The 24,414-nt window shown below is 63.8% G+C and carries 32 protein-coding genes; 20 read left to right on the forward strand and 12 right to left on the reverse strand.

Annotated features, from left to right (window positions below; genetic code table 11):
- Window positions 1–72 precede the first annotated feature (72 nt).
- From V3B30_RS08650 to V3B30_RS08685, 8 genes are all read left to right on the forward strand, one after another.
- Window positions 73–582: a hypothetical protein gene (locus V3B30_RS08650; RefSeq protein ID WP_262084312.1), complete on the forward strand. Its 510-nt coding sequence runs from the start codon at window positions 73–75 to the stop codon at window positions 580–582.
- A 113-nt stretch (window positions 583–695) separates the two neighbouring features.
- On the forward strand, window positions 696–902 hold the full coding sequence (locus tag V3B30_RS08655) for a hypothetical protein (protein ID WP_157804661.1): 207 nt from the start codon (window positions 696–698) through the stop codon (window positions 900–902).
- A gap of 95 nt (window positions 903–997) precedes the next feature.
- Entirely contained in the window at window positions 998–1,492 is a 495-nt protein-coding gene (locus V3B30_RS08660) for a hypothetical protein (protein WP_262084313.1), read from the forward strand.
- 82 nt (window positions 1,493–1,574) lie between these two features.
- The gene (locus V3B30_RS08665) at window positions 1,575–1,973 is read left to right on the forward strand and encodes an Imm10 family immunity protein (protein WP_262084314.1); all 399 of its coding nucleotides are present in this window, start codon (window positions 1,575–1,577) and stop codon (window positions 1,971–1,973) included.
- 110 nt (window positions 1,974–2,083) lie between these two features.
- The gene (locus tag V3B30_RS08670) at window positions 2,084–2,422 is read left to right on the forward strand and encodes a hypothetical protein (RefSeq protein ID WP_262084315.1); all 339 of its coding nucleotides are present in this window, start codon (window positions 2,084–2,086) and stop codon (window positions 2,420–2,422) included.
- A gap of 40 nt (window positions 2,423–2,462) precedes the next feature.
- A complete protein-coding gene (locus tag V3B30_RS08675; protein ID WP_262084316.1) occupies window positions 2,463–2,903 on the forward strand; it encodes a hypothetical protein in 441 nt (146 codons plus the stop codon).
- Window positions 2,904–2,929: 26 nt separating this feature from the next.
- Window positions 2,930–3,337, forward strand: coding sequence for a hypothetical protein (locus tag V3B30_RS08680; RefSeq protein ID WP_262084317.1), 408 nt, complete (start codon window positions 2,930–2,932; stop codon window positions 3,335–3,337).
- An 84-nt stretch (window positions 3,338–3,421) separates the two neighbouring features.
- Window positions 3,422–3,979 (forward strand): hypothetical protein, encoded by a 558-nt coding sequence (locus V3B30_RS08685; protein WP_262084318.1) that lies wholly within the window; start codon window positions 3,422–3,424, stop codon window positions 3,977–3,979.
- Window positions 3,980–4,073: 94 nt separating this feature from the next.
- Here V3B30_RS08685 and V3B30_RS08690 read toward each other — a convergent pair whose 3' ends face one another.
- Together V3B30_RS08690 and V3B30_RS08695 are read right to left on the reverse strand one after the other, a co-directional pair.
- A complete protein-coding gene (locus V3B30_RS08690) occupies window positions 4,074–4,562 on the reverse strand; it encodes a cold-shock protein (protein ID WP_262084319.1) in 489 nt (162 codons plus the stop codon).
- A gap of 45 nt (window positions 4,563–4,607) precedes the next feature.
- Window positions 4,608–4,964: a hypothetical protein gene (locus tag V3B30_RS08695; protein WP_262084320.1), complete on the reverse strand. Its 357-nt coding sequence runs from the start codon at window positions 4,962–4,964 to the stop codon at window positions 4,608–4,610.
- A gap of 627 nt (window positions 4,965–5,591) precedes the next feature.
- Here V3B30_RS08695 and V3B30_RS08700 point away from each other — a divergent pair.
- The 5 genes from V3B30_RS08700 to V3B30_RS08720 all read left to right on the forward strand — a co-directional run bounded on the left by V3B30_RS08700 (window position 5,592) and on the right by V3B30_RS08720 (window position 9,087).
- Window positions 5,592–6,194 (forward strand): DUF998 domain-containing protein, encoded by a 603-nt coding sequence (locus V3B30_RS08700; RefSeq protein ID WP_262084321.1) that lies wholly within the window; start codon window positions 5,592–5,594, stop codon window positions 6,192–6,194.
- 55 nt (window positions 6,195–6,249) lie between these two features.
- Window positions 6,250–6,600, forward strand: a complete 351-nt coding sequence (locus tag V3B30_RS08705; protein WP_262084322.1) for a hypothetical protein — start codon at window positions 6,250–6,252, stop codon at window positions 6,598–6,600.
- Window positions 6,601–7,398: 798 nt separating this feature from the next.
- Entirely contained in the window at window positions 7,399–7,965 is a 567-nt protein-coding gene (locus V3B30_RS08710) for a hypothetical protein (RefSeq protein WP_262084323.1), read from the forward strand.
- A 34-nt stretch (window positions 7,966–7,999) separates the two neighbouring features.
- Entirely contained in the window at window positions 8,000–8,521 is a 522-nt protein-coding gene (locus V3B30_RS08715) for a hypothetical protein (protein ID WP_329809648.1), read from the forward strand.
- 119 nt (window positions 8,522–8,640) lie between these two features.
- Window positions 8,641–9,087, forward strand: a complete 447-nt coding sequence (locus V3B30_RS08720) for a DUF4279 domain-containing protein (RefSeq protein WP_262084324.1) — start codon at window positions 8,641–8,643, stop codon at window positions 9,085–9,087.
- Here the strand turns inward: V3B30_RS08720 and arr are convergent.
- Together arr and V3B30_RS08730 are read right to left on the reverse strand one after the other, a co-directional pair.
- Window positions 9,080–9,514, reverse strand: a complete 435-nt coding sequence (arr, locus tag V3B30_RS08725; protein WP_262084325.1) for an NAD(+)--rifampin ADP-ribosyltransferase — start codon at window positions 9,512–9,514, stop codon at window positions 9,080–9,082. The two genes, V3B30_RS08720 and arr, sit on opposite strands and share 8 nt — an antisense overlap.
- Before the next feature lie 127 nt (window positions 9,515–9,641).
- Window positions 9,642–9,893, reverse strand: coding sequence for an accessory factor UbiK family protein (locus V3B30_RS08730; protein WP_005419983.1), 252 nt, complete (start codon window positions 9,891–9,893; stop codon window positions 9,642–9,644).
- Window positions 9,894–10,048: 155 nt separating this feature from the next.
- Here V3B30_RS08730 and V3B30_RS08735 point away from each other — a divergent pair, with 155 nt between their 5' ends.
- Entirely contained in the window at window positions 10,049–10,387 is a 339-nt protein-coding gene (locus V3B30_RS08735; RefSeq protein WP_005411374.1) for a P-II family nitrogen regulator, read from the forward strand.
- A 94-nt stretch (window positions 10,388–10,481) separates the two neighbouring features.
- On the opposite strand, the gene V3B30_RS08740 is transcribed toward V3B30_RS08735, so the two are convergent.
- The gene (locus V3B30_RS08740; protein ID WP_262084326.1) at window positions 10,482–11,141 is read right to left on the reverse strand and encodes an RIO1 family regulatory kinase/ATPase; all 660 of its coding nucleotides are present in this window, start codon (window positions 11,139–11,141) and stop codon (window positions 10,482–10,484) included.
- Between the two features lie 435 nt (window positions 11,142–11,576).
- On the opposite strand from V3B30_RS08740, the gene V3B30_RS08745 reads away from it, so the two are divergent.
- Window positions 11,577–12,482: an aspartyl/asparaginyl beta-hydroxylase domain-containing protein gene (locus V3B30_RS08745; RefSeq protein ID WP_024957655.1), complete on the forward strand. Its 906-nt coding sequence runs from the start codon at window positions 11,577–11,579 to the stop codon at window positions 12,480–12,482.
- 119 nt (window positions 12,483–12,601) lie between these two features.
- On the opposite strand, the gene speE is transcribed toward V3B30_RS08745, so the two are convergent.
- Complete coding sequence (gene speE, locus V3B30_RS08750; protein ID WP_032127130.1) at window positions 12,602–13,453, reverse strand: polyamine aminopropyltransferase; 852 nt, start codon at window positions 13,451–13,453, stop codon at window positions 12,602–12,604.
- Window positions 13,454–13,644: 191 nt separating this feature from the next.
- Between speE and speA the strand changes: the two genes are divergently transcribed.
- Both speA and V3B30_RS08760 read left to right on the forward strand, forming a co-directional pair.
- A complete protein-coding gene (speA, locus tag V3B30_RS08755) occupies window positions 13,645–15,534 on the forward strand; it encodes an arginine decarboxylase (RefSeq protein WP_012512349.1) in 1,890 nt (629 codons plus the stop codon).
- 43 nt (window positions 15,535–15,577) lie between these two features.
- Window positions 15,578–15,898 carry a DUF6122 family protein gene (locus V3B30_RS08760; RefSeq protein WP_049417052.1) on the forward strand — a complete coding sequence of 107 codons (321 nt, stop codon included), beginning with the start codon at window positions 15,578–15,580 and terminating at the stop codon, window positions 15,896–15,898.
- 88 nt (window positions 15,899–15,986) lie between these two features.
- Here V3B30_RS08760 and V3B30_RS08765 read toward each other — a convergent pair whose 3' ends face one another.
- Genes V3B30_RS08765 through V3B30_RS08775 form a run of 3 tightly spaced genes read right to left on the reverse strand, consistent with a single transcriptional unit; the run spans window position 15,987 to window position 18,252 of the window.
- The gene (locus V3B30_RS08765) at window positions 15,987–17,306 is read right to left on the reverse strand and encodes a HAMP domain-containing sensor histidine kinase (protein WP_262084327.1); all 1,320 of its coding nucleotides are present in this window, start codon (window positions 17,304–17,306) and stop codon (window positions 15,987–15,989) included.
- The gene (locus V3B30_RS08770) at window positions 17,303–17,962 is read right to left on the reverse strand and encodes a response regulator transcription factor (protein WP_262084328.1); all 660 of its coding nucleotides are present in this window, start codon (window positions 17,960–17,962) and stop codon (window positions 17,303–17,305) included. The genes V3B30_RS08765 and V3B30_RS08770 overlap by 4 nt, the downstream gene beginning before the upstream one ends.
- Window positions 17,962–18,252, reverse strand: a complete 291-nt coding sequence (locus V3B30_RS08775; RefSeq protein WP_262084329.1) for a PepSY domain-containing protein — start codon at window positions 18,250–18,252, stop codon at window positions 17,962–17,964. The genes V3B30_RS08770 and V3B30_RS08775 overlap by 1 nt, the downstream gene beginning before the upstream one ends.
- 150 nt (window positions 18,253–18,402) lie before the next feature.
- On the opposite strand from V3B30_RS08775, the gene V3B30_RS08780 reads away from it, so the two are divergent.
- Window positions 18,403–18,837 (forward strand): PepSY domain-containing protein, encoded by a 435-nt coding sequence (locus V3B30_RS08780; protein WP_100474294.1) that lies wholly within the window; start codon window positions 18,403–18,405, stop codon window positions 18,835–18,837.
- A gap of 114 nt (window positions 18,838–18,951) precedes the next feature.
- On the opposite strand, the gene V3B30_RS08785 is transcribed toward V3B30_RS08780, so the two are convergent.
- From V3B30_RS08785 to V3B30_RS08795, 3 genes are all read right to left on the reverse strand, one after another.
- On the reverse strand, window positions 18,952–19,431 hold the full coding sequence (locus V3B30_RS08785) for a hypothetical protein (protein ID WP_087923863.1): 480 nt from the start codon (window positions 19,429–19,431) through the stop codon (window positions 18,952–18,954).
- A gap of 125 nt (window positions 19,432–19,556) precedes the next feature.
- Window positions 19,557–20,765 carry an FAD-dependent oxidoreductase gene (locus V3B30_RS08790; protein ID WP_262084331.1) on the reverse strand — a complete coding sequence of 403 codons (1,209 nt, stop codon included), beginning with the start codon at window positions 20,763–20,765 and terminating at the stop codon, window positions 19,557–19,559.
- Window positions 20,766–20,778: 13 nt separating this feature from the next.
- Window positions 20,779–21,273, reverse strand: a complete 495-nt coding sequence (locus V3B30_RS08795) for a lipocalin family protein (protein ID WP_262084332.1) — start codon at window positions 21,271–21,273, stop codon at window positions 20,779–20,781.
- A 182-nt stretch (window positions 21,274–21,455) separates the two neighbouring features.
- On the opposite strand from V3B30_RS08795, the gene V3B30_RS08800 reads away from it, so the two are divergent.
- Together V3B30_RS08800 and V3B30_RS08805 are read left to right on the forward strand one after the other, a co-directional pair.
- Window positions 21,456–21,704 carry a hypothetical protein gene (locus tag V3B30_RS08800; protein WP_005414723.1) on the forward strand — a complete coding sequence of 83 codons (249 nt, stop codon included), beginning with the start codon at window positions 21,456–21,458 and terminating at the stop codon, window positions 21,702–21,704.
- 87 nt (window positions 21,705–21,791) lie between these two features.
- Window positions 21,792–24,221, forward strand: a complete 2,430-nt coding sequence (locus V3B30_RS08805; RefSeq protein ID WP_262084333.1) for a DUF3772 domain-containing protein — start codon at window positions 21,792–21,794, stop codon at window positions 24,219–24,221.
- Window positions 24,222–24,414: the final 193 nt, after the last annotated feature.

The following is a 24,414-nucleotide window of genomic DNA, read 5'->3' on the forward strand; positions in this document are numbered from 1 at the left end:
TTCCTCCTGCTTCCGCTTCTGGCAGTACTGGCTGCATGTCAGGGTCCTCCCCCTCAGCGTCCCGTGCACGTGATGCTCCGTCCCTACCTGCTGCGACCCGGTGTCGACCCGGCGGGTGACAACGCGGTGGTCGTGAATCTGTATCGCGACAACGGCCGCGTCAAAGATGGGCCGGGCAAAGCGGTGGGGACGCCATGGACGTCCATCCGCCTGCTGATACGCGTCGGTACCACTTTGCCCGCGTCAATGTCGCTTCGCGACGATGACCGTGTCATGGATGAAGGCGCCGGATTCGAGCGTCTGGTTCCAAAGAGCTGGGTGCCTGAACGCGGCATTCTTCGCTTCGAAGGGCCGTGCGCGCATCAAGTGCTGGCGACCCAACGGTCCGGTGACAGCACGGACAAAGGCACCTACTTGGCTGAAATGCAGATGGATGGCATGTATCTACAGTACCTCTACGGCGCGCAATCCCACGCTGACCACCTCCGCTTCGCCGCCTGGGTCTACAACTGGTATGCCGGGCATGCCTGCCCTCCTTCGGAACCTGCCGCTGGGAGCCCGCCCGAACCCGGCACACACTGACCCCAGACGCCACATCCTCTCTCCACGCGCTGCAGGTGCGGCGGGTGGTCCTCGCCTGATCCATCACGCCTTCACTCCATTCACTCTTCACTGCAGCTGTATCAAGGAAGAACATGTCCGGCATTCTCAATCTTGATTCGTCCCAGTGCGCCACGCCTCAGAACTACCGAAACTCAGGCCAGCATGCCGAGGCCTATCGCCACCTGAGAGACCTTGCCCATACCCAGGCACGGGGGTTGGATGCAGCTACCGCTGCAGAACTCAACAAGATGGCGAACTGGTTCAATGCCGCAGGCAAGATCAACGCCAACGATGAATGAGTTCATCCGTGCGGATGCTGCGCCTCCTCCTGCTTCTGCTTCTGACAGCCCTTGCCGCATGCCAGGACCCTCCACCTCAGCGCCCAGTGAATCTGATGCTCCGTCCCTACCTGCTGCGGCCCGGCGTTGACCCGGCTGGTAGCAACGCCGTGGTGGTGCATCTGTCCCGCGACGACGGCCGAGCAAATGAGGGGCCGGATAGAGCAGCGGGAACGCCATGGACGTCCATCCGCTTGATAGTGAGCATCGGCGCCACGCTGCCTGCCTCAATGTCACTTCGAGGCGATGAGCGCGTCACTGATGAAGGCGATGGATTCCAGCGACTGGAACGCGACAGCGGGTCCCAGATGCACAGCATGCTTCGCTTCATGGGTCCCTGCGGACACGAGGTGCTTGCCACCGCATGGTCGAACGACTCGCCGAGCAGGGGTATCTACCGTGCAGAAATGCAGATGGATGGATTGTACCTGCAGTACTCCTATGGCGCGGAGAGCCACGCCGACCATCTGCGCTTCGCGGCTTGGGCATATGCCTGGTACATGGGGGAGCCTTGCTCGCAGCCGACGCAGGACACCGAGAGGGTGTCCTGAGCAGAACGCGCATCGCGCCTGGCGGGCATAACCCCCCTGATGCATTTGCAGTGCACATCGTAATGTCGGGAGTACCCGGGGAATGTACAGATTCACGGCCGAAGTCGTTTCCATAGAGGAAGATGATTGCTGCATCGTAGTTGGCTTGGCCGACAGCTCAACGAATCCCTCTCGTTACGTGATACTGCAGAACGCGAAGGCGTATGACGATCAGGACGAAGAGCTGGGCATGGCGCACGCCCATATCGAGGTCGGTGGAGGTCTTGAGCCTTGCTATGGCGGTCTGGTGCATATCTCTCTGCGGCGGATGGAGCTTGAGCTGTCTCTCTCCGAAGGTGCACAGAGGAAGCTTGGGATCACTGGTGGGATTGCAGTCACACTGAAAACGTTGGACAACGTCAGCAAGCTGGAGGCGGCGTTGCGGAAAATCTGTGTTGCGGAGAGTATTTGGTTTGATCTGAACTCGTCTGGGCGGGATTGAGTTCATGCTGTGCCGCACTTCCTGCGAGAGCCGGGCTGAGCAGGGACAAGAGGCAGCAGGTCCGGACAGGCGGATGTGTTCTGGCCCATTTTCAAAGCCGAGGGAGTGGCATGAAAGCTGACGAATTTGTATCCGCTATCCAGCGCTATGTGCTTGAGTCATCCGTGGAAAGTACGATCTCGAACCTGGCGCATCCACCGGGCCGTCGGGGGGCCCCAGACCTGTTGGCACGGTCTGAATGGTTCAACAGCTTGTCCGCTGTGGAAGCCGACATGTTGCGCGACGTTGCCGGTGAAGCTGCCCGTTCGGCGGTCTTCGGGTTTCTGGCGGTGCTTGATGGCGCCCGTGTCATCGATTCAGAGAAAGGCACCTTTGAGCTTTACCATGTGGGTCGCGAGAAGCGTCTGGTGAATCCGTCTGGCATCGATCTACACGACCTGCTCGAGTAGGTGCGGGCTGTGCGCAGCACTGACATGGAGCGGGGAACTGATGAAACTGAGCTTCGCGGCGGACTGCGACTGGGAGTCGCATGTTGGCAGGATCAAGAGTCATTACGTAGAGCGCTCCGCCACATTCGAGTCCAGGAGCTGCGGGAATGAAGTGGCTTGTGTGGCATTGCTTTTCGTGTGTCGAGATCCCGAGCTGGATTTCAAGCGCAGAGTGCAGTTTCGACGAAAGAAGGCGGAGTTCTATACCGATGTAATGCTTGACCTGCCGACCATCGTTCCGCTCCCGATGAAGGAGAAGATGCGGTATGTCTCCCGCGAATTGCTTGAGCAGTTGGCGGAGCAACTGGGCAGGGTGAAGTTCAAGGACTTCGACCATGCAAGGTTTCTGATGGATCTGAAGGTATGGCTGGAGGACATCGATAGCCGTTACAACGGCCAATCGTCCGGCGCATGGCACTATGCCTCGGGCGAGGCGTCCTAGTCGCTCCGGAAGTCACCAATGCTCACTTGCTGGTCAATTTTCTCAACGGAATGAGGGATCCATTGCAGCGCTATCTTTATGATCTGGATGTAACAGGCAATCTTTCGGCGGGCCGCGATGTCGAGCAGCTGCTCCCCGATCGATATGAGTTGGATCAGCGTGTGATTCGCTTTGTCTCCATTGAGCAGGCCAATCTGAACGCCTGGAGGGTTCGTCTTTGCGAAGTATTTGACAATGGAGCGCCTGGCTTCATCGATGTGTACGAGTTCGAGGCGGTGGATCCGGATCATCCCTTTGGTACCGAGTGGACGTTTGATTCGGTTGACGGCGCCTTGAGGTTCGCGCGGGACGTGCTGAGGACGAGTCAGGGACGCTATGTGAACCAAGGACTGATTCAAGACGAGTACAAGGACCGCTATCATCCGGAATGGTGATGCGCCTCTGGAACGAGTGGGCTATCCGCACATGAGTCAAGAATGCTCTGTGATCATTCTTTCAGATGGATGGACGAAGTTGTCATGAAGACACGCAGACTCATCTGGATTGCGCTGGGTATGTTGCCTGCAGCAGCAGGCTTCCCCGCAGGGAATCCACGCGTGGACTTTGTATCGAAAGCCTTCCGCGATGGAAGTTTCATCCCGCATGTCTACAGCGAGAGGGATGTCCTGCGCCGCTATGGTGATGGCGAGATGGTCGTGGACGCGGCAGGACTGATACGGCGTAGATACCTGGATCCCACTACCCGCTTGGAGGTGCTGATCACCTCCAACCCTGACGTCGCTCCTGAGTTCCGAACCATCGATGAAATCCGCGTTTCATCGATCAGCACGGGGCAACCCGCTGCAGGCAGAACCGAGAGCTTGCGGGGTGTGAAGCTGAGAGGCGTCGCCATGGGTGACCCGGCGTCCAAGGCCGCCAGCGCAGCAGACGGGTATGGCCAGGGGGAAACAGAGAAGGCAACGCTGGGCGGCTTCAAGGTCGAGCGCACCTGCGGGTTCTCGGAAGGCGGATCGAACATATGCTTCTACGTCCGGAATGGAAAAGTGGTCGCAATGGCACTGGGATTCGGCCCCTGAGAGGCTGCTGTGCCCCTTGCGGTGCAGGCGCAGCGCCACTACAAGCGTCGGCCTACGATGGCACTCCAGCGCGGACATGATTGCTGGGAACGGCCTAGCGGTGGCCTGGGCCCCCAAGCAGACACCGCTGCTCATCAGGCACCAACCCATTGAAGCGCCCAAACCGCGCCTCAACCCACGAAGGCCCCGCGCTTTCCACCAGCAATCGCCCCTGGCTCTGGTGCAGATCCAGCCAACGCTCGAAGCTGATGCGCAGGCGTTCGATATCCGGCGCCCGCCACCGTGCATCGGCAGGCATGCGGATCAGCACGCGCGAGGGCGCATTCTCCACGTCCATCACCAGCACGCCCTTGCATCGGATCTCGAAGGACGTTGCCCCGGCATGGTGCGCGTGCAGTTCAAAGCCCTCGTGGGCCTTCGCGGTCACGAAGCCGCGCGCATCACTGTGCAGCAGGCGGTAATCGGCCGGCTGTAGCTTCTGGTAGGCCCACACTTGATCGCCCGCTGGCTCGGGCCACTCCACCCACATCGCGCCGATCACCGCGACGCACACCGCTGCAGCGGCAAGGCCGTGCATCTTCATTCGTCACCCCGCACACAGGCAGAAAGCTCCGCGCCATAAGCGCGGTCAGTCCTTGGGTCGCATCCGCTCGTGGATGAAGGCGGTCAGCGCGAGATCGGCCATCACCAGCCCCTCCATCACCCGGTCGCCCACGTACTGCTCGGGCTCGCCGTTCTGGCGTGTGCGCTCGGCCGCCAGCAGGATCTCCTGCACGATGCGCTGGCCGGTGAGTGCGCAGTCGGCGTCGGACAACTGCATCTGCCGGCTGCGCAGGTGATGCCGTTCTGGCCAAGGCTGGCCGTCGGCCGCAGCGCCTGCGCCGATGGCGTGCAGGATGGCAATGAGGCTGTTGGGGTCCAAGGCCGACGCGTTCGAGCGCGCTTCCTGGATGGGGCGCGGGGGAGGGGAGTGCGGTGTGGTCATGGCGGGCTCCGTGCATGCAGGCGGACGCCGCCACCGATAAAGGTGGCGGACGGGGCGTGGCTCGAAAACCGGTGTGTGATGATCGCCGGCGGGCACGAGGCCCCCACGCCCCGCCCGCCATAGCCGGCAGACGGATTGCCAGCCGGCACCACGCAAGGTGATGCCGGCTGACAAGCGCAAACTTCATCACAACAACGGGTTTTCGAGTCCCGACCACCGATGCACGGTGGCGCAGTAACGATTACCCGCTGTTGTTCGGAATGCCAAGGGGTAGGGTCAATGCCGCCAAATCCCGAGACGCTTTTGGCATTGTCGCATAGCGAGGAAAGCGGCGAGAGCCTTGGCGTGCTTGGCGCAGCGGCACTTCTGGAACGGAGTCGTCAGAACCTTCCGCCAGAGACGCAGGGAGCGGCAAATGCGACAGCATTGGTCCGACGGTCGCTGATGGATGCCGCGTATCTCGCCTTCATGCGTGAGTGACTTTCTGCCTATTGACCCCACGGGGCGCCACGCAGAATCTGACTACCGCTGTAGTCACTCGGAACTGTTCTGCCCGCAGCAGGAAGGTTCTGCGGCGTTTGAACGGACTCCACCCACTGGCGCAGGCCGCTACAAGGATCACTGTATGTGTTACGCCGCAATCGACTTCTTCTGTCTGCGGGTCTGGTCCCGCTTCCGTGGTTCCTGTTCTGGACCAGCGTTGCCGCTGTGTTCGCGCCGGGCTACAACCCGCTCGCACAGCACGCCAGCGAGCTGCTGCAGGCGCCGACGCTCGCAAGCATCTGCGCCAGGATCGCCGCCATCGGCTCTGGCGTAGGCTTCGTGGCGTTTGCCATCGGGGTATGGAGGGAGTCCGGCCGCCGGATTGCCTTGGGCGCGATCTGGTGGATGATCTTTGGCATCTCCATGCTGACCAACGGGCTCTGGCCCATGGGCCATCCGATGCACGGCTTCTACACCATCGGCATCGCAAACATCATTGCACCGACGATGTCGCACATCGAATTGAGCGCGTGGTCTGCCAACCGAAGGGCTTATGCCGTGACTGCTGCGGTGAGCGTCGCGGGGATTGTCTATCTCTGGTTGAACGTGGTGGGAGCGGACCCGGAGGGGTTCAGGGGGCTGACACAGCGCGTGTTCTCGTCGATCAACTCGTTGTGGCCATTCCTGGTTGCGCTGTATCTGCTGCGCAGGGGTTCAAGCGCGCTGAAGGTGCAACCTGCGCACTGATGGATAAGCATGCAGTTGTATGGATGGCTGTTGAGCGTGTGGCTTTGAGATGGGGATGAAGATCTTTCGTCGTCAGCTGATCTACGTTCAAGTGCATCAGGACCACTTCATTGCGCGCGTGGTGGGTGGAGACAGGACCATCCGTCGCCAGTGTCATGCCCTTGGCAATCGCGCGGGCCCGACCAAGGACTTCTCCGTCTTCCGGCCTCAGCTAAAGGAAATCTTCTCGGAACTCACGCTTGGGTTCTCACTTCAAAAGCCATGGGCGCTTCTGCACTTTGATCCGATTGAATATCCGATCACGAAGGAAGAAATCGCTGGGTTCCAGAAGGTTGCCATACGCAGCGGTGTGAGTTTCTGCTTTCTCTCCACGTGGGAGCAGCGGCATGACGACAAGGGTCTCTGAGAATGTTCAAGTAGTGGCCGCCGAGCCTGCCGTTGGGACCGGCTAGGCGCTGGCTTGTTGGCCGGGGCCCGCCGCCCTAGGATCGCCCGTTAGCAAGGGGAAATCTACCAAACTATGTTTTATGGGTAAATCGTATAGCTAGTCCTAGGGTAGCTAGGCAGCCAACAGTCATCACGGCACTCTGAGAGAGGAAATGAAGCCTTCGGAGACTCAGGCGAAGATTGCGGCGAGCCAGCTTCTCATTCTTCTACTCCAAGAGTGAGCGTCTCGTTCGGCACCTTCTCGGGCCGGTTTGCCGCTGGATTTGGCACAGTCCTAGCTCTCCTTACTGTCAATCTAGATACTGTCTCTAAGTTCAACATCGCTGAGCGGTCTAAAATGCGCATCTTCCCTCTTTCTTGTCTCGGCGGCCTTGGCTGTTATAGACAAAATGCTAGCCGCGCTCATAGCGGCTGGTACTACTGCAGCAATTGAAGGTGCAGCACACGACAAGGGTCTCGGGGCGCGACATAGAGATCGACAGGCCACGGCTATTTTCAGAAGTGGAGAGTGCGTTGTTCTGACCGGGCAGTCTGTTTGCCTGGCGAGCTTTCGTCAAGGTACGGTCCGGGGGCTAAGTTTGGACGCATGTACACCAAGGTTGCTCAGGTCCAAGCGTTTGTTATCATCATTCAGGCCGTACTGTCACTGGCTGCCGCAGTCGTCATTGTCCTCAGCTTGGCGGCCTAACATTTGATTCAAGCCGAAGCCGTTTCGCGGGTCGGTTTAATTCCAGAGTCGGCGCCCTAGGAGATTTTCATGGCAGATATAGACGAGACATCACTACAAGTTTTGCTAAAAGTTTCGTTTGAGAATTCCGTTTCGACCGAATCGCTGGTGGCAATACTCAACGCGCTGGAGAGTGCTGCGTACCAAGCGGAAACGGCAGAGCTAAGACAGCTTCGCCGTTCGTTTCCTTCATTGCCAGAAGTGGCAACGGATGCGGCCGCGTATCGGCTGCAGAATGAGAAAGGTCGCGTAGTTCGCTATTCAAGCGCGGATGACGGCTCAATTTTGCTTATAGGCGCAGTCGCTGGACTGTCCTACTACATTCTTGACAAGACACTTGGTCAGACGATCTCAGAAGCTTGGTCAGAGTCCGAGAGCCACGAGAGGCTCAAAGCATTCCTGAAGAAGCGGAGGTTTATCCGTTCACGTGAGGTGGAGCGGCGCATAAAATCTCCTTTGGAGCGCCGTGGCATATATGTCGAGTCTGAGTTCTCAGACGGCCCACAAGGTGAGCAACTGAAGCTTTTTGTTCACGTTCCGGATGAGTCAGGCGCTAACAATTCATTTGAGACGAAACCGCTTCGCGGTTCGGATTAATTCAGGCGCCAAGCGCCCACAGAGAGTCCTCGCAATGTCCGGTCATCACGGAATTCTCATCATTATTCAAGGTCTGGCTGGTTCAGGGAAGTCGCATTTAATACAGTTTTTGAAGTATGACTTCTTGATTGAAGAAAACTTTGCAGTCTCAGATGAATCTGAAGAGAGGAACATAAATGATCTTGCTGCCAACTTGCGCTGCGGACGCCGCTGCATTGTCTCAGAGAGGAAATATCGCTCTAATATAGAGCGGGGAAAATTCATAGCTAAAGTGCTACAAGCCGTTTCCCCGTCACATCCACCGACGATTAAGATCATCTGCTTTGAAAATGATCTAAAAACAGCAAATTACAACTGCGAGAATCGAAGTAACAAGCCCGGAGACATTGGCGGGAGAGCGCATATCATTCAGAACGAATGCGACTCAAAGACGTACGAAATACCGAGTGACGCAATCGTAATTAAAATACATCGCATGTCGACGCAGATCCTGACGCCATCTTCCGGTCCGCCGGAAGTAATATCATTGCGTGGAGTGGGTCGGAAAGACGCATAACAATTCGTTCGAGGCTGACGGCTTGGCCGCCACTTAACTCCAGCTCCGCTGCTGGCCGTTAGCCGACACCGAAGGAGCTTGCAGAATGAAGGGGATTCCCAAAGGGCAGCTGGGTTCCAATGGCAGCATTCGATCATTCCCTGGTAACCCTCCGATTCTTCGGGGACGACCTCCTGCCCGAAGAAGTCAGTGCCTTGCTCGGGGCGACTCCAACCGCATCGCATCACAAGGGCCAGGAACTCAGAGGCAACCAATCAGGCACCGTGCGTATCGCCAGGACTGGAAGCTGGCAACTTGATGCGGAGCGTCGTGAGCCTGAAGATCTGGATGCTCAGATCTTCGAGATCCTCGATCAACTCACCGGAGATCTCACTGTATGGCAGTCATTGGCACGCTTCCGGCCTGATCTGTTCTGCGGCCTTTTCATGGGCAGCAGCAACGATGGTGTCTCGCTTTCGCCTCGCGCGCTGCTCGCCTTGGGGGAGCGCGGCATCGAGCTGGGGCTGGACATCTATGAAGCCGATGAAGAGGTGGGCGACGCCCAATGCCAGCAGGTCATCAATTGATGATCTCGCCACTCCCCGAAGCAACAAACGCCTTCAACTGTCGAACGAACTTGGCGTCATAAAGCTCCCACTCCACAATCTCCCCCACAATCCGCAACGGCTGCGCACTGCGATACGACCGCGTCGGGTTCCCGGGAAACTTCTTGTTGGTCACGTTCGGATCGTCCTCAAACGGCCCGGTCGGCTCCACCACATACACACGCGGCCGCCCTTCACCTCGGGCCATCTCCGCAGCCAACCCGGCGCCCTTGGCAATCGTGGTGAAGTAGATGTGGTTCATCACCACACTGTCGCGATAGTTGGAGCGGAAGCCCGCGCTCAGCAGTTCGCCCACCGCCAGATCAGCGCGGGTGCCGTGGTAGAACGGCCCGGCGACCTGGTCGCAGGTGTCATGCGAAACGGGTGTCCATTCGGTGTCCTGCGCCATCGGCACTGCCCCTGCGTGTCCTCTCCGGATTGACAGGCCGGCGAGTCTACGGCGCCCGGTGGGCCTTGCTGCAAGGCCCCATCCGGGAAATACTCTGTAAACGGGAGGCGCAGTGCGCCTCCTTTTTTCATTCTGCGGCGCCGCGCCCTTCCAGCTCGCGCACGGCGGTTTCCAGCGCGTCCAGCTTCTGGCGGGTCTTCAGCAGCACGGCGCGCTGCACTTCGAACTCTTCGCGGGTGACCAGGTCGAGCTTGGCCAGGCCGGCCTGCAGCGCGCTCTTGAAGGTGGCCTGCAGTTCCTCGCGCGATTCGCGCAGGCCCGGCGGCACCAGGTCGCTGAGGCGACGGGCGAGGTCATCGATTTGGTTCAGGTCGATCATGGGGTGCTCCGTGGGGGTGGGCCCGTGCATCCGGCGCGGGCAGGCCATTCGGGCACAAGGATACTGCTGGCACCCATCGCCCGGACAGGCGGTAGCGGCTTCGCACGGGCCGCGTTCAGGCGCTATCCTCCACGCCGGAAGACAGGAGATAGACGATGAAGATGGTCATGGCGGTGATCAAGCCGTTCAAGCTCGACGACGTGCGCGAAGCGCTGGCCGAGCGTGGGGTCACTGGTATCACGGTGACGGAGGTGAAGGGCTTTGGTCGCCAGAAGGGCCATACCGAGCTGTACCGTGGCGCGGAGTATGTGGTCGATTTCCTGCCGAAGGTGAAGCTGGAAGTGGCGGTGACCGATGACCAGGTTGAGGCGGTGGTTGAGGCCATCGTGAAGGCCGCCGGCACCGGCAAGATTGGCGACGGCAAGGTGTTCGTGTACGACCTGGGCAGCGTGGTGCGTATTCGTACCGGTGAGTTGGACGCGGACGCGTTGTAAGCCGCCGAGAGGGACGTGACCGGCGAGGTTTTGCGTCGCCGGAACGAAGAGCGGTCGAGCAAGCTCGACCCCTACCGGTGAAGCGGGGCGGTGATTACCGACGCTTCGCCCACTTATAGAACCGCTTCCAGCCCTGCCGCACGGCGGCGACCCAACCCGGGTCGGCCATCAGTGCGCCCTGCGCGGCACTCGGGGCCTGGCCGGTCACGCGCTGGCGGATCTTCAGCAGGTTCTTCATGTCGCTGCGGCGCATCTGCCGGCTCAGTGGATTGCGGCGCAGCCAGCGAGGCGCGCGCCAGGCCGAGGTGAAGTCCAGCAGCACCGGCACGCCGCCACTGACCACCACATTGGTGCCATGCAGGTCGTTGTGGGTGATGCCGGCGGCGTGTAGGCGGCTGAGCGCGTGCTGCAGCTGCTCGAACACCTCATTGCCGACGGCCTGTGCGCTGCTGAGCGTCTGGCCGGGAATGAATTCCATGCCCAGTGCCAGACCGCCCAGGGTGCCGAGCAGCGCGGGAGCATGCTTCCAGCCGCCCAGGCGCTGCAGAATGCGTGCTTCACGGCGCACCATCAGCCGCGCGATCAGCGAAACGGGAGTGCCGCGATAGCGGGAATAGTCCTTGATGACCGCCTCGCGCCCGTCCAGGCAGGTGCGGTAGACGTCGGGGGCCAGGAAACGCTCACCGCGCTTGAGCAGCAGCGGGGAGGCGGCGTCATTGCCGCAGGAGGAGGGGGGGAGAGCAGGAAGATACATGTCGGGGTCTCGGACGACCCGGTGGGTGGCGCAAAGCGTCAAGCGAACCGGTGTTACAGGGAGTTACTAAGTTTTCGTTAATTTTAGTACTCGCCAGTTCGCTATTCCACGATTTGTCGGAGAAATGTCGGGGTCGTGGCTGGAACAGTTCGTCACGCAGAATCGGACAATTCTGTCTCACTTACAGGGGCCGCCTCGCTGGATCAATGGGTTGGGCGGGGTTCCGGTCCATTCATCTGCGCCGCGCTGAACGCGACGCACGCCCGGCTTGACCCCGGCGCACGGCCTGCCGACCATAAGCTGTTAACCCGCGACATCGGCGGCCGCCCCCCTCCGGCACGTCCCCGTCCCTGCCGCGTTCCCAACCGGTGCTGGCCGCCTGGCCGTGCGTCGCCCCGTTTCCCGTTCCGGCCGCGGCTGGAGGAAAGTGCTTTGATCATCAAAATCGTCATTGCAGCGCTGTTCGTGGCCTGCGTGCTGTACATCCACTTCCGTGGCAAGGTGCGCGCGCGCTGGTCGCGCCAGCTGCTGGACCACTCCAGTTTCATGGCCCCGATCAACGTGGTCATGTACATGTTCTCGAAGGTGCCGACCACGCCGTTCCTGGACCCGGCCAAGGAGTTCCCGCAGCTGGAGCCGCTGCGCCAGAACTGGCAGATGATCCGCGACGAGGCGCTGGCGCTGCGCGATGCGCAGAAGATCGCCGCCTCCAGCACGTTCAACGATGCCGGCTTCAATTCGTTCTTCCGCCGTGGCTGGAAGCGCTTCTACCTGAAGTGGTACGGCCCGTCGCACCCGTCGGCGAAGGCGATGTGCCCGAAGACCACGGCGTTGCTGGAGTCGCTGCCGGACGTGCGTGCGGCGATGTTCGCGCAGCTGCCGTCGGGCAGCGAACTGCGCCCGCACCGCGACCCGTTCGCCGGTTCGCTGCGCCTGCACCTGGGCCTGGCCACGCCCAACAACGACGGCTGCTACATCGAAGTGGACGGCATCAAGAAGAGCTGGCGCGACGGCGAGTGGATGATGTTCGACGAGACCTACATCCACCATGCGCACAACGAGACGCCGGATGATCGCGTGATCCTGTTCTGCGACATCGCCCGCCCGCTGCGCTTCGGCCTGCCGGGCCTGTTCAACCGTGCGGTGGCGGCCACGCTGCTGGCCGGTGGTGCCTCGCCGAACCTGCCGGGTGACCCGACCGGTGGCGTCAACAAGGCCTTCGGCAGCGTCTACAAGGTGCGCCTGAAGGCCAAGGCGCTGCGCGAGCGCAGCGTGGTGGCCTACCAGCTGATCAAGTGGGGCCTGGTGGTGGCGGTGATCGCGGGTATCTGGGCGCTTTGATCGTTACATGCGGTTGCCGGCCAGCGGCCGGCACTACCGGAACATGAAAAAAACCCGCGCTGTCGCCAGCGCGGGTTTTTCTTTTGCATGGGTGGGTGCCGACCGTTGGTCGGCACGCCTTACTTCAGCGCCGCCTGCACGAACGGCGGGGTCACCAGCACGCCGGTGTGCAGCGCGGCGGTGTAGTACAGGGTGTTGAAGGTCTTGGCGGCCGAGTCGGCCTGGCGGAAGTCGAAGCTGCTGTCGCCCTTGCGCGCCATGGTCACGCTCCACCAGCCGGTGGGGTAGCACGGCTGCGGGAACGGCAGGGTCTTGAACGAGCCGAAGCCGGCCTTGCCCATCTCGGTGCGCATTTCGTTGATCAGGTCCAGCTGCATCAGCGGCGACTCGGACTGCTGCACCAGGATGCCGTCGTCCTTCAGGGCCTTGAAGCAGCTCTCGTAGAAGGCCTTGTTGAACAGGCCTTCACCCGGGCCGACCGGGTCGGTCGAGTCCACAATCACCACGTCCACGCTGCCCGCCGGGCAGTTGGCCATGTAGGCCACGCCGTCGTCGAACAGCAGTTCGGCGCGGGCGTCGTCGTTGGAGTCGCACAGTTCCGGGAAGTGCTTGCGCGCCATCACAGTGACCTGCTCGTCGATATCGCACTGGGTCACGCTCTCCACGCCGGTGTGCTTGAGCACTTCGCGCAGGGTGCCGCAGTCGCCGCCGCCGATGATCACCACGCGCTTGGGTGCGGCATGGGTGAACAGCACCGGATGGCTGATCATCTCGTGGTAGAAGAAGTTGTCCTTGCTGGTCAGCATGATGGCCCCGTCGATGGTCATCAGGTTGCCCCAGTCGGTGGTCTGGAAGATCTCGATCTTCTGGAACGGCGACTGCACCTCGTCCAGCTTGCCGGTGATGCGGTAGCCGATGGCCGAGCCGGTGCGCTCGAAGTGTTCGATGTACCAGTTGTTGCTGTCAGTCATTGGAAAACAGTCCTGTTCGGAGGGGTGGAGCCGGGCTGGCGGGCGGGGCCGCGTGGCACAGATGCCACATCCGGACGGATCGGCCCGTTCAGGTTGAAACCTGTCACGGGCGCGGGCGCGCATGATAACGAACCTGTGGGCATATAGGCGTTATCATGCCCCCCCTTTTATTGCCAACAAGGCCGACTGAAATGACCGATTGGTCCCTCGACCAAGCCCGCAAGACCTACTCGATCCCGCATTGGGCGGACGGTTACTTCGACGTGGATCAGGCCGGGCACATGGTGGTGAGACCGACCGGGGCGGACGGCCCGGTGGTGTCGCTGCCCAAGGTGGTGGACGCGGCCCGTGCGGCCGGCGCCAAGCTGCCGCTGCTGGTGCGCTTCCCGGACATCCTCGGCCAGCGCCTGGGCAAGCTGCAGGCAGCCTTCGGCCAGGCCCAGCAGGACTGGGAGTACAGCGGCGGCTACACCGCCGTGTACCCGATCAAGGTCAACCAGACCCGTGGCGTGGCCGGCACCCTGGCCAGCCATCACGGCGAGGGCTTCGGCCTGGAAGCAGGCAGCAAGCCCGAGCTGATGGCCGTGCTGGCACTGTCGCGGCCGGGTGGCCTGATCGTCTGCAACGGCTACAAGGACCGCGAGTACATCCGCCTGGCCCTGATCGGCCGTAAGCTGGGGCTGCAGACCTTCATCGTCATCGAGAAGCCGTCCGAGCTGAAGCTGGTGCTGGAAGAGTCCAAGGCGCTGGACGTGAAGCCGGGCCTGGGCGTGCGCATGCGCCTGGCCTCGCTGGGCGCCGGCAAGTGGCAGAACAGCGGTGGCGACAAGGCCAAGTTCGGCCTGTCGCCGCGCCAGCTGCTGGACCTGTGGAAGTCGCTGCGTGACACCGAGTACGCCGACTGCCTCAACCTGCTGCACTTCCACATGGGCTCGCAGATCTCCAACGTGCGCGACATCGCCAATGGCATGCGCGAAGCCACCCGCTACTTCGTGGAGCTGTCGCGCCTGGGCGCGAAGATCACCCACGTCGACGTGGGCGGTGGCCTGGGCGTGGATTACGAAGGCACCCGTTCGCGCAGCTTCTGCTCGATCAACTACGGCCTGCATTCCTACGCCAGCAACATCGTGCAGCCGCTGGCCAATGCCTGCGAAGAGTTCGGCCTGACCCCGCCGCGCATCGTGACCGAGTGCGGCCGCGCGATGACCGCGCACCACGCGGTGCTGATTGCCAATGTCTCGGAAGTGGAAGAAGCGCAGGAAGGCCGCGTGCCGGACCAGCACGACGACGAGCCGGCGGCGATCCGCCACCTGCGCGAGATCCACGACGAGCTGGACGTGCGCCCGGCGGTGGAGCTGTTCCAGGAAGCACAGCACTTCCACGCCGAAGGCCTGGCCAGCTATGCGCTGGGCCAGATCGACCTGCCGCAGCGTGCGCGCATCGACGATCTGTTCTACGCCATCGCCCACGGCGTGCGTGCGCGCCTGAGCTACGACGAGAAGAGCCACCGCCCGGTGCTGGACGAACTGAACGAGCGCTTGGTCGACAAGTATTTCGTCAACTTCAGCGTGTTCGAATCGATCCCGGACGTGTGGGCGATCGACCAGGTGTTCCCGATCGTGCCGATCGAGCGCCTGGACGAGACCCCGGACCGTCGCGGCATCATCGCCGACATGACCTGCGACTCGGACGGCATGGTGGAAACCTATGTCGAGAACGAGAGCCTGGACAGCTCGCTGCCGCTGCACAAGATGAAGCCGGGCGAGAGCTACCGCATCGGTTTCTTCATGGTCGGCGCCTACCAGGAAATCCTGGGCGACATCCACAACCTGTTCGGCGATACCGACGCGGTGGAAGTGCTGGCCGATGCCGATGGCTACGCCATCACCCAGCAGCGCCGTGGCGACACCACCGATGTGATGCTGGATTACGTGGGCTACCGCTTGGACGAACTGCGTGCCACCTACGCACAGCGCGTGGCCGAGGCGCAGCTGTCGCCGGAACGCGCGCAGGAGCTGTCCGAAGCGCTGGAAGCCGGCCTGACCGGCTACACCTACCTGTCCGACGAACCGTTGGTGTGAGGTCAACGGGAACGCCGGGCATGGCCCGGCGCTACCGGCCCCGATGAGCGCGCGCGCGATCTTCCACCTGTTCCTGCATGCCGCCGTGCCAGCCCTGCTGGCATGGCTGTTCTGGCGCAAGCGCTTCGCCTCGGCGTGGCTGCTGATGCTGCTGGGCTGGATCATCGACCTGGACCACCTGCTGGCCGATCCGATCTATGCACCGAACCGCTGCAGCATCGGGTTCCATCCGCTGCACACCGCACCGGCCATCGCGGTCTATGCCGGGCTGTGCGTGCCGAAGAAGACGCGGCTGGTAGGCATCGGTCTGATCATCCATATCGTGCTGGACGCGATTGACTGCTGGTGGATGCATCACCGTTGATGCTGGGTGCGTGTCGACCAAGGTCGACACCTACCGGGGGCGCGTGAACCGGTAGCGCCGGGCCATGCCCGGCGAGCGCAGCGGTGCGTCACGCCACCGGCAACCACAACGTCGCACGCAGGCCCGGCTGCGCATTTTCCAGCGCCACGCGTCCGCCATAACTGGCGGCGATATCCCCGACGATCGCCAGGCCCAGGCCGCTGCTGCCCTCGCGCTCATCCAGCCGCACGCCACGCTGGGTGACCCGTTCCAGCGCGTCTGCAGCCAGCCCGGGGCCGTCGTCGCGCACTTCGATGCGCAACTGCGCTTCGCTGGTTTCCGCTTCGACAGTGACCTGCTGTTTCGCCCAGCGCCCGGCGTTGTCCAGCAGGTTGCCGAGCATCTCTTCCAGGTCCGCACTGGCGCCGGCGAACTGCAACGCCGGATCGATATCTGCCGCCGCGAACGCAATGCCACGTTCACCATGCACGCGTGCCATCAGCCGGCACATTGCCTGCGCGACTGCCGCCACGTTGGTGCGCTGGCGATGGTCGGCGGCCAGCCCTGCGGCCAGGTAACGGTCGACGCTGGCCTGCATGCGCGCACTCTGCTCGCGCACGGTGGCACGCCAGTGCGTGCCGTCGCCGTCCGCTTCGGTGGCCAATACGCTCAGCGGGGTCTTCAGCGCATGCGCCAGATCCTGCGCGCTGGTGCGTGCGCGCGCGACCATGCGTTGCTGGTGCTCCAGCAGCGCGTTGAGTTCTTCACCCAGCGGTGCGACTTCCGCGCCCAGTTCCTGCGTGTCGATGCGCTGCGCATCGCCGCGCCGTACCCGTTCCAGCTGCGCACCGAGGCGGTGCAGCGGGCGCAGGCCGAAGTGCACCTGGCTGGCCAGCACTGCCAGCCACGCCGTGACCAGCACACCCAAGGCGATGGCGGTGCGCTTGCGGAATGCAGCGACATCCGCATCCAGCGCGCTGCGGTCGGCGGCGACCACGGCCACGAACGGTTCGCTGGCGCGCGGCAGGCGCACCTGCTGCACGCGCGCGCGCAGGGATTGCTGCAGCGGCCCGGCCAGATTGCGCGTGGCCGGACCGGCGGCCGTGGCCGGCAGGGTTTCATCCCACAGCGAGCGTGACTGCAGCAGCACGTGCCCATCGGCACCGGCGATCTGCCAGTAGGCACCGGAGAACACGCGCTGGAAGCGTGCGTCATTGGGCTCCTGGCGCAGGCGCAGCTGCCCGTCCGCGTCCACTTCGGCCTGCGCCAGCAGGGTCAGCATGTCCTGCTGCAGTTCGTGGTCGAGGCGGTCACGCGCGCTGCGCTTGAACAGCTCGCCCAGCAGCGCGCTGGCCAGCAGCGAGACCAGCAGCAGGCCGACGCCGCCAGCCAGCAGCAGGCGCCGCCGTAGCGATGGTTGCCGTTTCATGGTGCGGCCAGCCGCCAGCCCTGGCCGCGCACGGTCTGGATCAGATCGGTGCCGAGCTTGCGGCGCACGCGTCCTAGCAGCACGTCCAGTGCGTTGGAATCCGGGTCATGGCCGCCGTCGAACACCTGTTCGCCCAGCCGATCCCGGCCGATCACCTGCCCACTGTGGTGGATGAAGTAGCTGAGCAGGCGGAACTCCTGCGGACTCAGCGACAGCGCCTGCCCATCCAGTTCGAACCGGCCGGCGTTGACGTCCAGTTGCAGCGGGCCGCAGTGCAGGCGCGGGCTGGCGTGGCCATGGCTGCGGCGGATCAGTGCGCGCAGGCGCAGCACCAGTTCGTCGGCCTGGAAGGGTTTGGTGAGGTAATCGTCGGCACCGGCATCGAAGCCGGCCAGCTTGTCGTGCCAGCGCCCGCGTGCGGTCAGCACCAGCACCGGAAAGCTGCGGCCATTGCCGCGCCAGCGCTCGATCACGCTCAATCCGTCCAGCCCGGGCAGGCCCAGATCGACGATAGCCGCCTGCAGGTCCTCGATCTGGCCGATCTCCTCGGCGTCGCGACCGTCGGCAACCACGTGCACTACGTAACCCGCCTGTTCCAGCAGGGGCAGCAGGCGCTGTGCCAGCGCGGCATCGTCTTCGGCCAACAGGATGCGCATCAGTCGTCGAGCTCCGTCTTCAGCAGCTTTCCGCTGCGCGCATCATAGTCCAGCTCCACCACCACGCCGTCGCCGCGCAGGATCTCCACTTCGTAGACGCCGTCGTCCAGCTCCACTTCCAGCAGCTGGCCGGGGAAGCGCTTGAGGGCATCGCGCACCACGCTTTCCAATGGCACGTAGTGGCCCTGTTGCACGGCGCGGCGCGCGACCTGCTGCGCCGGATCCTGTGCGGGCGCGGCGGTGGTCGGGGCGTTGGCCAGGGCCAGCAGCAGGGGCAGGGTGGAGAGCATCTGGGCGCAGGGAGGGCTGTAGGAACAGGTGTGAGTGTGCCGCTGGTGACTAACAGCGGGCTAACAGTGTCGGCTAAGGCGCTGTTAACCACGGGGCGCATTGTGGCGTTGCCGGGATGGTCCGGCCACGAACACGAACAGGAGAACCCCATGTTGAAGTCGCTCACCCTCGCCACCGTTGCCCTGCTGGCCATCGCGCCGGCCGTACAGGCCGCACCGCTTGGCATGGCCCAGGTCGAACAGGCCCTGCGCAAGGCCGGTTACACCCAGATCCACGAGATCGAACACGATGACGGCCTGTGGGAAGCCGATGTGAGCCGCGCCGACGGCCGCTTCAGTGAGGTCTACGTGGACCCGAAGACCGGCGAGATCTTCGATGAGCACAGCAAGCGCGCACTGTTGACCACCGAGCAGGTGCTGGCACGGGCACAGGCGCATGGCCTGCGCGAGATCCATTCGCTGGAACGCGATGGTGCGACCTGGTCGCTGGAAGCCCGCAATGCCCGCAACCAGAAGGTGGAGGTGCGCCTGAGCGGTTATGACGGCCGTATCCTGCACAGCGAACGCGATGGCTGGCTGGATTGATTCGCGTGCCGGTAGGTGCCGGCCGCTGGCCGGCACAGAGCGCAGCGCTCGACACCCACGGGCACATGCAACGGTAGTGGCCGATCCAGGTCGGCCCGTATCCCGCGTGCGGCGTTACCAGCCGTACGGCGGCGGGTAATCCCAGCCCGGGCCGCGGCCGTAGTAGCCGCCATACGGGCCGAAGAAGCCCGGGCCCTTGCCTTCACTCACGTGGATGTTGAGGTTGACCCCGTGGGTCTTGCCTTCATCGGTGGTGTAGTTCTTGCTCAGGTTCAGCGTGGCCGCGTTGTAGTGGCTGTTGCCGCCATTCTTCGAATAACCGATGCCGGTGGTGAAGCTGCCGGACACCTTGACCTTGTCGTCGGTCACGTCGGCGATCCTGGCGTCGTCGTGCACGCGCGGGCCGCTCTTGTCACCGTAATAGGTGCCGGGCGGGTCCTGCTGCAGGGCCGGGTCGTTGAGGTAGCGCATCGGCGCCTGCGGCAGCGTCAGGTCCAGGCCAGCGGCCTGCGGCGCAGTGGCGCCAGCGGCAGACTGGGCCAGCACGGTTCCCGGCAGGGCCAGGCACAGCAGCAGGGTCAGGGGGCGGATCATGACGGCGCTCCAGCGGACAGGTGGCCGCGCAACACGCGGCGGTACAGGCCGACGCTAGCAGGGGTTGCTTGAATGATGCCTGTCGGCGCCCGCCTGTGGTAGGGCCGGCCTCTGCCCGGAGGCGGTCACAACCGCGCGAACCCGAACAGACCTTCCAGCGCATGCTTGCGCCGCTCGATCCGGGCCCGCAGCAGCTGAGCGCCGATCATCGAGTAGGTGATGCCGTTGCCGCCGTAGGCCATGGCGAAGTGCACCCGCGGGCCCCACTGCGCGTGGGGGCCGAAGAACGGCAGGCCGTCGGCGGTTTCGGCGAAGGTGCCGGCCCAGGAGAAGGCGGGCACCGGGTCCAGCCGCGGGAACCAATGCAGCAGCTGCTTCATCAGCTTGTCGGCCTTCCGCTCTACGCGCCGGTCGCGGCGGGCCGGGATATCGATGGCGTCGTCCAGCCCGCCCACCAGCAGGCGACGGTCGCCGGTGGCGCGCAGGTACAGGTAGGGGCGTGCGCTTTCCCACACCATCGTGTTGCGCAGGCGGCCCAGCACGCCCGCATCGATCGGGTCGGTGATGAAGGCGTAGCTGCTGCGGTTGCGTGCGACCCGCTGCTGCAGCCAGGTCTGGTTTGCATAGCCCATCGCCAGCACGACATGGCGGGCGTGGATCGTGGTACCGGCCTCGGTAAGTGCGGTTACGCCGCGGGGGCTGGGCGTGAGCGTGTGCAGCACTGTGCGGTCGTGCACCTGGCCGCCGCGGCGGCGAACCCGTTTGAGCAGGCCGTAGGTGAGGCAGTAGGGATCGACCCGCGCCGCCTGGCGGGTGAGCAGGGCACCGCCCGCATCCACGTCGAAGCGCTCCTGCAGCGCCTCCGGGCCCAGCCAGCGGGCATCCAGGCCGATGCTGCGCCGCGCTTCGCCCTCGGCCATCAGCCGTGGCACGTCGCGGTGGCGGCTTGCCAGGTACAGGCTGTCCATCTGCCGGAAGTCCACATCCTTCAGCCCACGCGCGACTTCGCCCAATGCCGGGATCGCCTCGGCGCAGGCATGGTAGGCCAGAGCGGCAGCATCGTGGCCATAGCGTTGGGCCAGTTCCAGCAGATGGGTGTCGATCTCATACTGAAGCAGCGCGGTGCTCGCGGCCGTGCTGCCCCAGCCGATGTCGCGCTGCTCGATCACGGCCACGTCGTGCCCATGGTGGGACAGCTCGTCGGCGATCAGCGCACCGGTGATGCCGCCACCCACCACCAGCACGTCGCAGCGCAGGTCCTGCTGCAACGGCGGGAAGGCGTGGATCAGCCCGTTGCGCACCGCCCACCACGGGTAGCCACTCTTCAGGTCCATGGCCGTGTGCTGCTCAGGCGGTGGGATTGCCGGTGTGCGGGGTCTGGATCAGTTCGGACAGATCGAAGCCCTGCAGGCGGGCCGCCGCTAGATAATGGTCCTGCACGGTCGCGTCCAGGTGCGGCTCGCGCGCCAGCAGCCACAGGTACTTGCGATCCGGGCTGCCGACCAGCGACACACTGTAGTCCGGGGCGATCTGGATCACCCAGTAGTCGCCCTTGGCGAACGGCAGCCAGCGCAGGCCCTTGGGCAGGAAGCTCACTTCCAGGCGCGCGCTGTCGTTGTCGATGGCGCAGGCCTCGCCACTGGCCTCTTCGATCTCGCCGTCCATTCGGCAGCGGTTGGTGACGCCGACGTTGCCGTTGTCGAGCAGGGTGTAGTGCGCCGACACGTCGGTGCAGCCCTCCGGCTCGTGGCGCATCGGCAGGCGGGCGATCTCGTACCAGGTGCCCAGGTAGCGGGGCAGCTTGAGGTCGGCGACGGTCTTCAGCGGCGGGTGGTCGGTCATCGGCGGTCGTGGCAGGGGTGGGCCTCCACGATGCCGATGGCCTTGCCATGGGCGGGTGAAGCCGGGGCGATGGCCGTGTCCAGAACGTTCCGTCGCCCCGGCGGAGCGCCCGTTGTCACCGGCGTGGCGGTATCCTGCTGCCAGCGCCGTGTTTTCCTGATCCAACCGAGGTGGAGGTGCCGATGTACCAGGTGATCCTGTTGAAGAGTGAATCCGCGTTCGCGCGCGAACAGTGGCCGCAGGTCGATGACCTGGTCGACTACGAAGGGGTGAGTTACAGCCTGCGTGCCGGCCCGCGCCAGCCCTTGCCGACCGACCACGACTGGCACCCGGTGGCGGTGTATGCGCCCGATGAGATCACCGAGGAAGAGTTCCAGGACTGGTACGCGCTGCAGCAGCCGGCCGTGGAAGAGCTGCGCCTGAAGTACTGATGCGCGACGCTGCCGGGGCCGCCCATCCGCCCTTGACCGCCTCTGCCGTATAGTCGCGCGCAGGCGCGGTGGTCCGCGCGAACCGGTGTGGCTGGCGTGTCTTCTTTCCTGCAATCGATCCGTGCACGGGGCCCTTGGCTGGTCCTGCTGCTGTGCAGCGTCTTCCTGCTGTCCGCGCCGGTGCTGGCACAAGATGAGGACCCCACGCCCAAGCAGCAGCTGGCGGATATCGATGTGAAGCTGAAGGAGGTCGACCGCAAGCGTGGTGATGCGGCCGCCATCGAGACGCTGGCGATGCTGTCCGAGAATGCCTCGCAGGCACGGCGCGATGCCGAGGCGCTGGAAAAGGCGCTGCAGCCGCAGCTGGATCGACTCAACGAACAGCTGGCGCAGCTGGGCACGCCTGCCGAGGGCACCACCGAGCCGCCCGAACTGGCGGCACAACGGCGCACCATCAACAAGCAGCGCGACGGCCTGGCCGCGTCCGTAGCGCAGGCCAAGACCAGTGCCGTGCGTGCCCAGCAGCTGGCAGCCGACATCGACCAGCAGCGCACTGCGCAACGCGCCGAAGACATGGGGAAGAAGGTCGCCTCGCCGTTGTCTCCGGCACTGTGGAGCAAGGTTGCCGAACGCCTGCCGATCGATATCGCACGCGTCGCGCCGTTGGCCGAGCAGGGGCGCGATACGTTTGTCGCTGGCGTCCGGGCCAATGGCTGGGGCACACCGTTGCTGGGCCTGGTGGCCGCGCTGGTGATGATGTTCCCGCTGCGGCTGTGGCTGCGCAGGCTGGGCCGGCGCTTTGCGGAGTCCGAGCGCGCGCCGGACGGTCGCCTGCGCCGTTCCGGCCTGGCCATGTGGCTGCTGCTGGTGGGCACGCTGCTGCCGGGCTATGCGGTGGTGGTGTTCATTGCCTCGCTCAACGCCGTCGATGCGATCGCCCCGCGCCTGCAGAACGTGGCCGACGGCGTGCAGCAGGCGACCTTCGCCGCTGCGTTCATCGCCGCGCTCAGCGCCTGCCTGCTGGTGCCCAATCGCCCGTCGTGGCGGTTGTTGAACCTGGATGACACCGCCGCGCTGAAGCTGCGCAAATATGCGTGGGGCGCCGCAGCGCTGGCCTGGTTGAGTACGGTGCTGGTCGCCCTCGATCAGGCCACGCGCACCAGCGATGTGACCACCGTGGCGCTGGACGGAGTGATCGCGCTGACCTACCTGGGTCTGATCATGGCGATGCTGGTGACACTGGCGCGCCTGCACCGACGGCAGACCGCCGAGGCCGAGGCCAAGCTGGAGGCACAGGCCGACGGGCTGACGGCGAGCACGCCGGTGCGGCGCAGCAGCTGGCTGGTGCTGGCGCGCGTGGCGGGCAACATCGCGGTGGTGGCTGCGATCATCGCCACCCTGCTGGGCTACGTGAATTTCGCCAAGTTCGTGAACCAGCAGCTGATCGGCGGCAGCATTGTGGTGATGGCCGCGATGCTGTTGTTCAAGTTCGTCGATGACTTCAGCACGTGGCTGCTCAACGCGGACAGCAAGGTCGGCCAGACCATCCTGCTCAGCACTGGCCTGAGCGTGTCGAGGCTGGAGCAGGCGGGTGTTCTGCTGTCTGCGATGTTGCGTACGCTGGTGGTGCTGGTCGCGCTGCTGGCCCTGGCCGCACCGTTCGGCAACGTCGGCACGATCGTCGAACGCGTCGCCTCGCTGGCCAACGGCATCGAGATCAACAAGGACCTGACGCTACAGCCCGGCCGTATCGTCACCGGCGTGCTGGTGCTGCTGGTGGGCATGGGGCTGACCCAGCTGTTGCAGCGCTGGCTGACCGACACCTATCTGCCCAAGACCGAGCTGGATCTCGGCGCCCGCAATTCGATCAGCACGATTGCCGGCTACGTCGGCATCATCCTGGTGGGGCTGTGGGCGCTGACCGCGATGGGCCTGAACCTGAAGAACCTTGCGCTGCTGGTCAGCGCGTTGTCAGTGGGTATCGGTTTCGGCCTGCAGGCGATCATCCAGAACTTCGTATCGGGCCTGATCCTGCTGGCCGAGCGTCCGGTGAAGATCGGCGACTGGGTGAAGCTGGGTGACCAGGAAGGCGACATCCGCCGCATCAACGTGCGTTCGACCGAGATCCAGGTCGGCGACAAGTCGACCCTGATCGTGCCCAACTCCGAGCTGATCACCAAGACCATCCGCAACATGACGATGGGCAACAACCAGGGCCGCATCCAGATCCAGTTCGCGGTACCACCCAGCACCGATGTCGGCAACCTGCGCCAGGCGCTGCTGGATGCGTACACCGCGCACACCAACGTGCTGCAGCAGCCGGTGCCAACGGTCTACATCGACAGCATTGCCGGCGGGCAGATCACCATCAACAGTTTCGCGTACGTGGCCAGCCCGCGGCAGGTGTACGGAACCCGCAGCGATCTGTACTTCAGCCTGTTGCAGATCCTGGCGGAGCGGAACATCCCGCTGTCGACCCCGACCGACATCCACATCACCCGCGATCCGCAGGAGTAGGGGTTTCTTTGCAGGGCTGCGCCCTGCGCCCGCTACAGGCCGGAGCAACGGCAACAGCAACAGCGTGCAATCCGTGGGATGGCGGGGCGGTGTCGGAGTGCGGGGACGCCGTAAATCCGTCCATGGAGGCTTGGCAGCCGCATCCATGCGGCTGACACCCCGCACTCCGACACCGCCCCACCTCTGACAGATT

The organism is Stenotrophomonas sp. SMYL41 (genome assembly GCF_036319965.1).
GTDB classification, from domain to species: domain Bacteria; phylum Pseudomonadota; class Gammaproteobacteria; order Xanthomonadales; family Xanthomonadaceae; genus Stenotrophomonas; species Stenotrophomonas maltophilia_R.

Coding starts and splice junctions, on each gene's coding strand:
- V3B30_RS08650 (WP_262084312.1), top strand. CDS start 73: ATGCTCCGTCCCTACCTGCTGCGACCCGGTGTCGACCCGGCGGGTGAC.
- V3B30_RS08655 (WP_157804661.1), top strand. CDS start 696: ATGTCCGGCATTCTCAATCTTGATTCGTCCCAGTGCGCCACGCCTCAG.
- V3B30_RS08660 (WP_262084313.1), top strand. CDS start 998: ATGCTCCGTCCCTACCTGCTGCGGCCCGGCGTTGACCCGGCTGGTAGC.
- V3B30_RS08665 (WP_262084314.1), top strand. CDS start 1,575: ATGTACAGATTCACGGCCGAAGTCGTTTCCATAGAGGAAGATGATTGC.
- V3B30_RS08670 (WP_262084315.1), top strand. CDS start 2,084: ATGAAAGCTGACGAATTTGTATCCGCTATCCAGCGCTATGTGCTTGAG.
- V3B30_RS08675 (WP_262084316.1), top strand. CDS start 2,463: ATGAAACTGAGCTTCGCGGCGGACTGCGACTGGGAGTCGCATGTTGGC.
- V3B30_RS08685 (WP_262084318.1), top strand. CDS start 3,422: ATGAAGACACGCAGACTCATCTGGATTGCGCTGGGTATGTTGCCTGCA.
- V3B30_RS08690 (WP_262084319.1), bottom strand. CDS start 4,562: ATGAAGATGCACGGCCTTGCCGCTGCAGCGGTGTGCGTCGCGGTGATC.
- V3B30_RS08695 (WP_262084320.1), bottom strand. CDS start 4,964: ATGACCACACCGCACTCCCCTCCCCCGCGCCCCATCCAGGAAGCGCGC.
- V3B30_RS08705 (WP_262084322.1), top strand. CDS start 6,250: ATGAAGATCTTTCGTCGTCAGCTGATCTACGTTCAAGTGCATCAGGAC.
- V3B30_RS08710 (WP_262084323.1), top strand. CDS start 7,399: ATGGCAGATATAGACGAGACATCACTACAAGTTTTGCTAAAAGTTTCG.
- V3B30_RS08715 (WP_329809648.1), top strand. CDS start 8,000: ATGTCCGGTCATCACGGAATTCTCATCATTATTCAAGGTCTGGCTGGT.
- V3B30_RS08720 (WP_262084324.1), top strand. CDS start 8,641: ATGGCAGCATTCGATCATTCCCTGGTAACCCTCCGATTCTTCGGGGAC.
- arr (WP_262084325.1), bottom strand. CDS start 9,514: ATGGCGCAGGACACCGAATGGACACCCGTTTCGCATGACACCTGCGAC.
- V3B30_RS08730 (WP_005419983.1), bottom strand. CDS start 9,893: ATGATCGACCTGAACCAAATCGATGACCTCGCCCGTCGCCTCAGCGAC.
- V3B30_RS08735 (WP_005411374.1), top strand. CDS start 10,049: ATGAAGATGGTCATGGCGGTGATCAAGCCGTTCAAGCTCGACGACGTG.
- V3B30_RS08740 (WP_262084326.1), bottom strand. CDS start 11,141: ATGTATCTTCCTGCTCTCCCCCCCTCCTCCTGCGGCAATGACGCCGCC.
- speE (WP_032127130.1), bottom strand. CDS start 13,453: ATGACTGACAGCAACAACTGGTACATCGAACACTTCGAGCGCACCGGC.
- speA (WP_012512349.1), top strand. CDS start 13,645: ATGACCGATTGGTCCCTCGACCAAGCCCGCAAGACCTACTCGATCCCG.
- V3B30_RS08760 (WP_049417052.1), top strand. CDS start 15,578: ATGAGCGCGCGCGCGATCTTCCACCTGTTCCTGCATGCCGCCGTGCCA.
- V3B30_RS08765 (WP_262084327.1), bottom strand. CDS start 17,306: ATGAAACGGCAACCATCGCTACGGCGGCGCCTGCTGCTGGCTGGCGGC.
- V3B30_RS08770 (WP_262084328.1), bottom strand. CDS start 17,962: ATGCGCATCCTGTTGGCCGAAGACGATGCCGCGCTGGCACAGCGCCTG.
- V3B30_RS08775 (WP_262084329.1), bottom strand. CDS start 18,252: ATGCTCTCCACCCTGCCCCTGCTGCTGGCCCTGGCCAACGCCCCGACC.
- V3B30_RS08780 (WP_100474294.1), top strand. CDS start 18,403: ATGTTGAAGTCGCTCACCCTCGCCACCGTTGCCCTGCTGGCCATCGCG.
- V3B30_RS08785 (WP_087923863.1), bottom strand. CDS start 19,431: ATGATCCGCCCCCTGACCCTGCTGCTGTGCCTGGCCCTGCCGGGAACC.
- V3B30_RS08790 (WP_262084331.1), bottom strand. CDS start 20,765: ATGGACCTGAAGAGTGGCTACCCGTGGTGGGCGGTGCGCAACGGGCTG.
- V3B30_RS08795 (WP_262084332.1), bottom strand. CDS start 21,273: ATGACCGACCACCCGCCGCTGAAGACCGTCGCCGACCTCAAGCTGCCC.
- V3B30_RS08800 (WP_005414723.1), top strand. CDS start 21,456: ATGTACCAGGTGATCCTGTTGAAGAGTGAATCCGCGTTCGCGCGCGAA.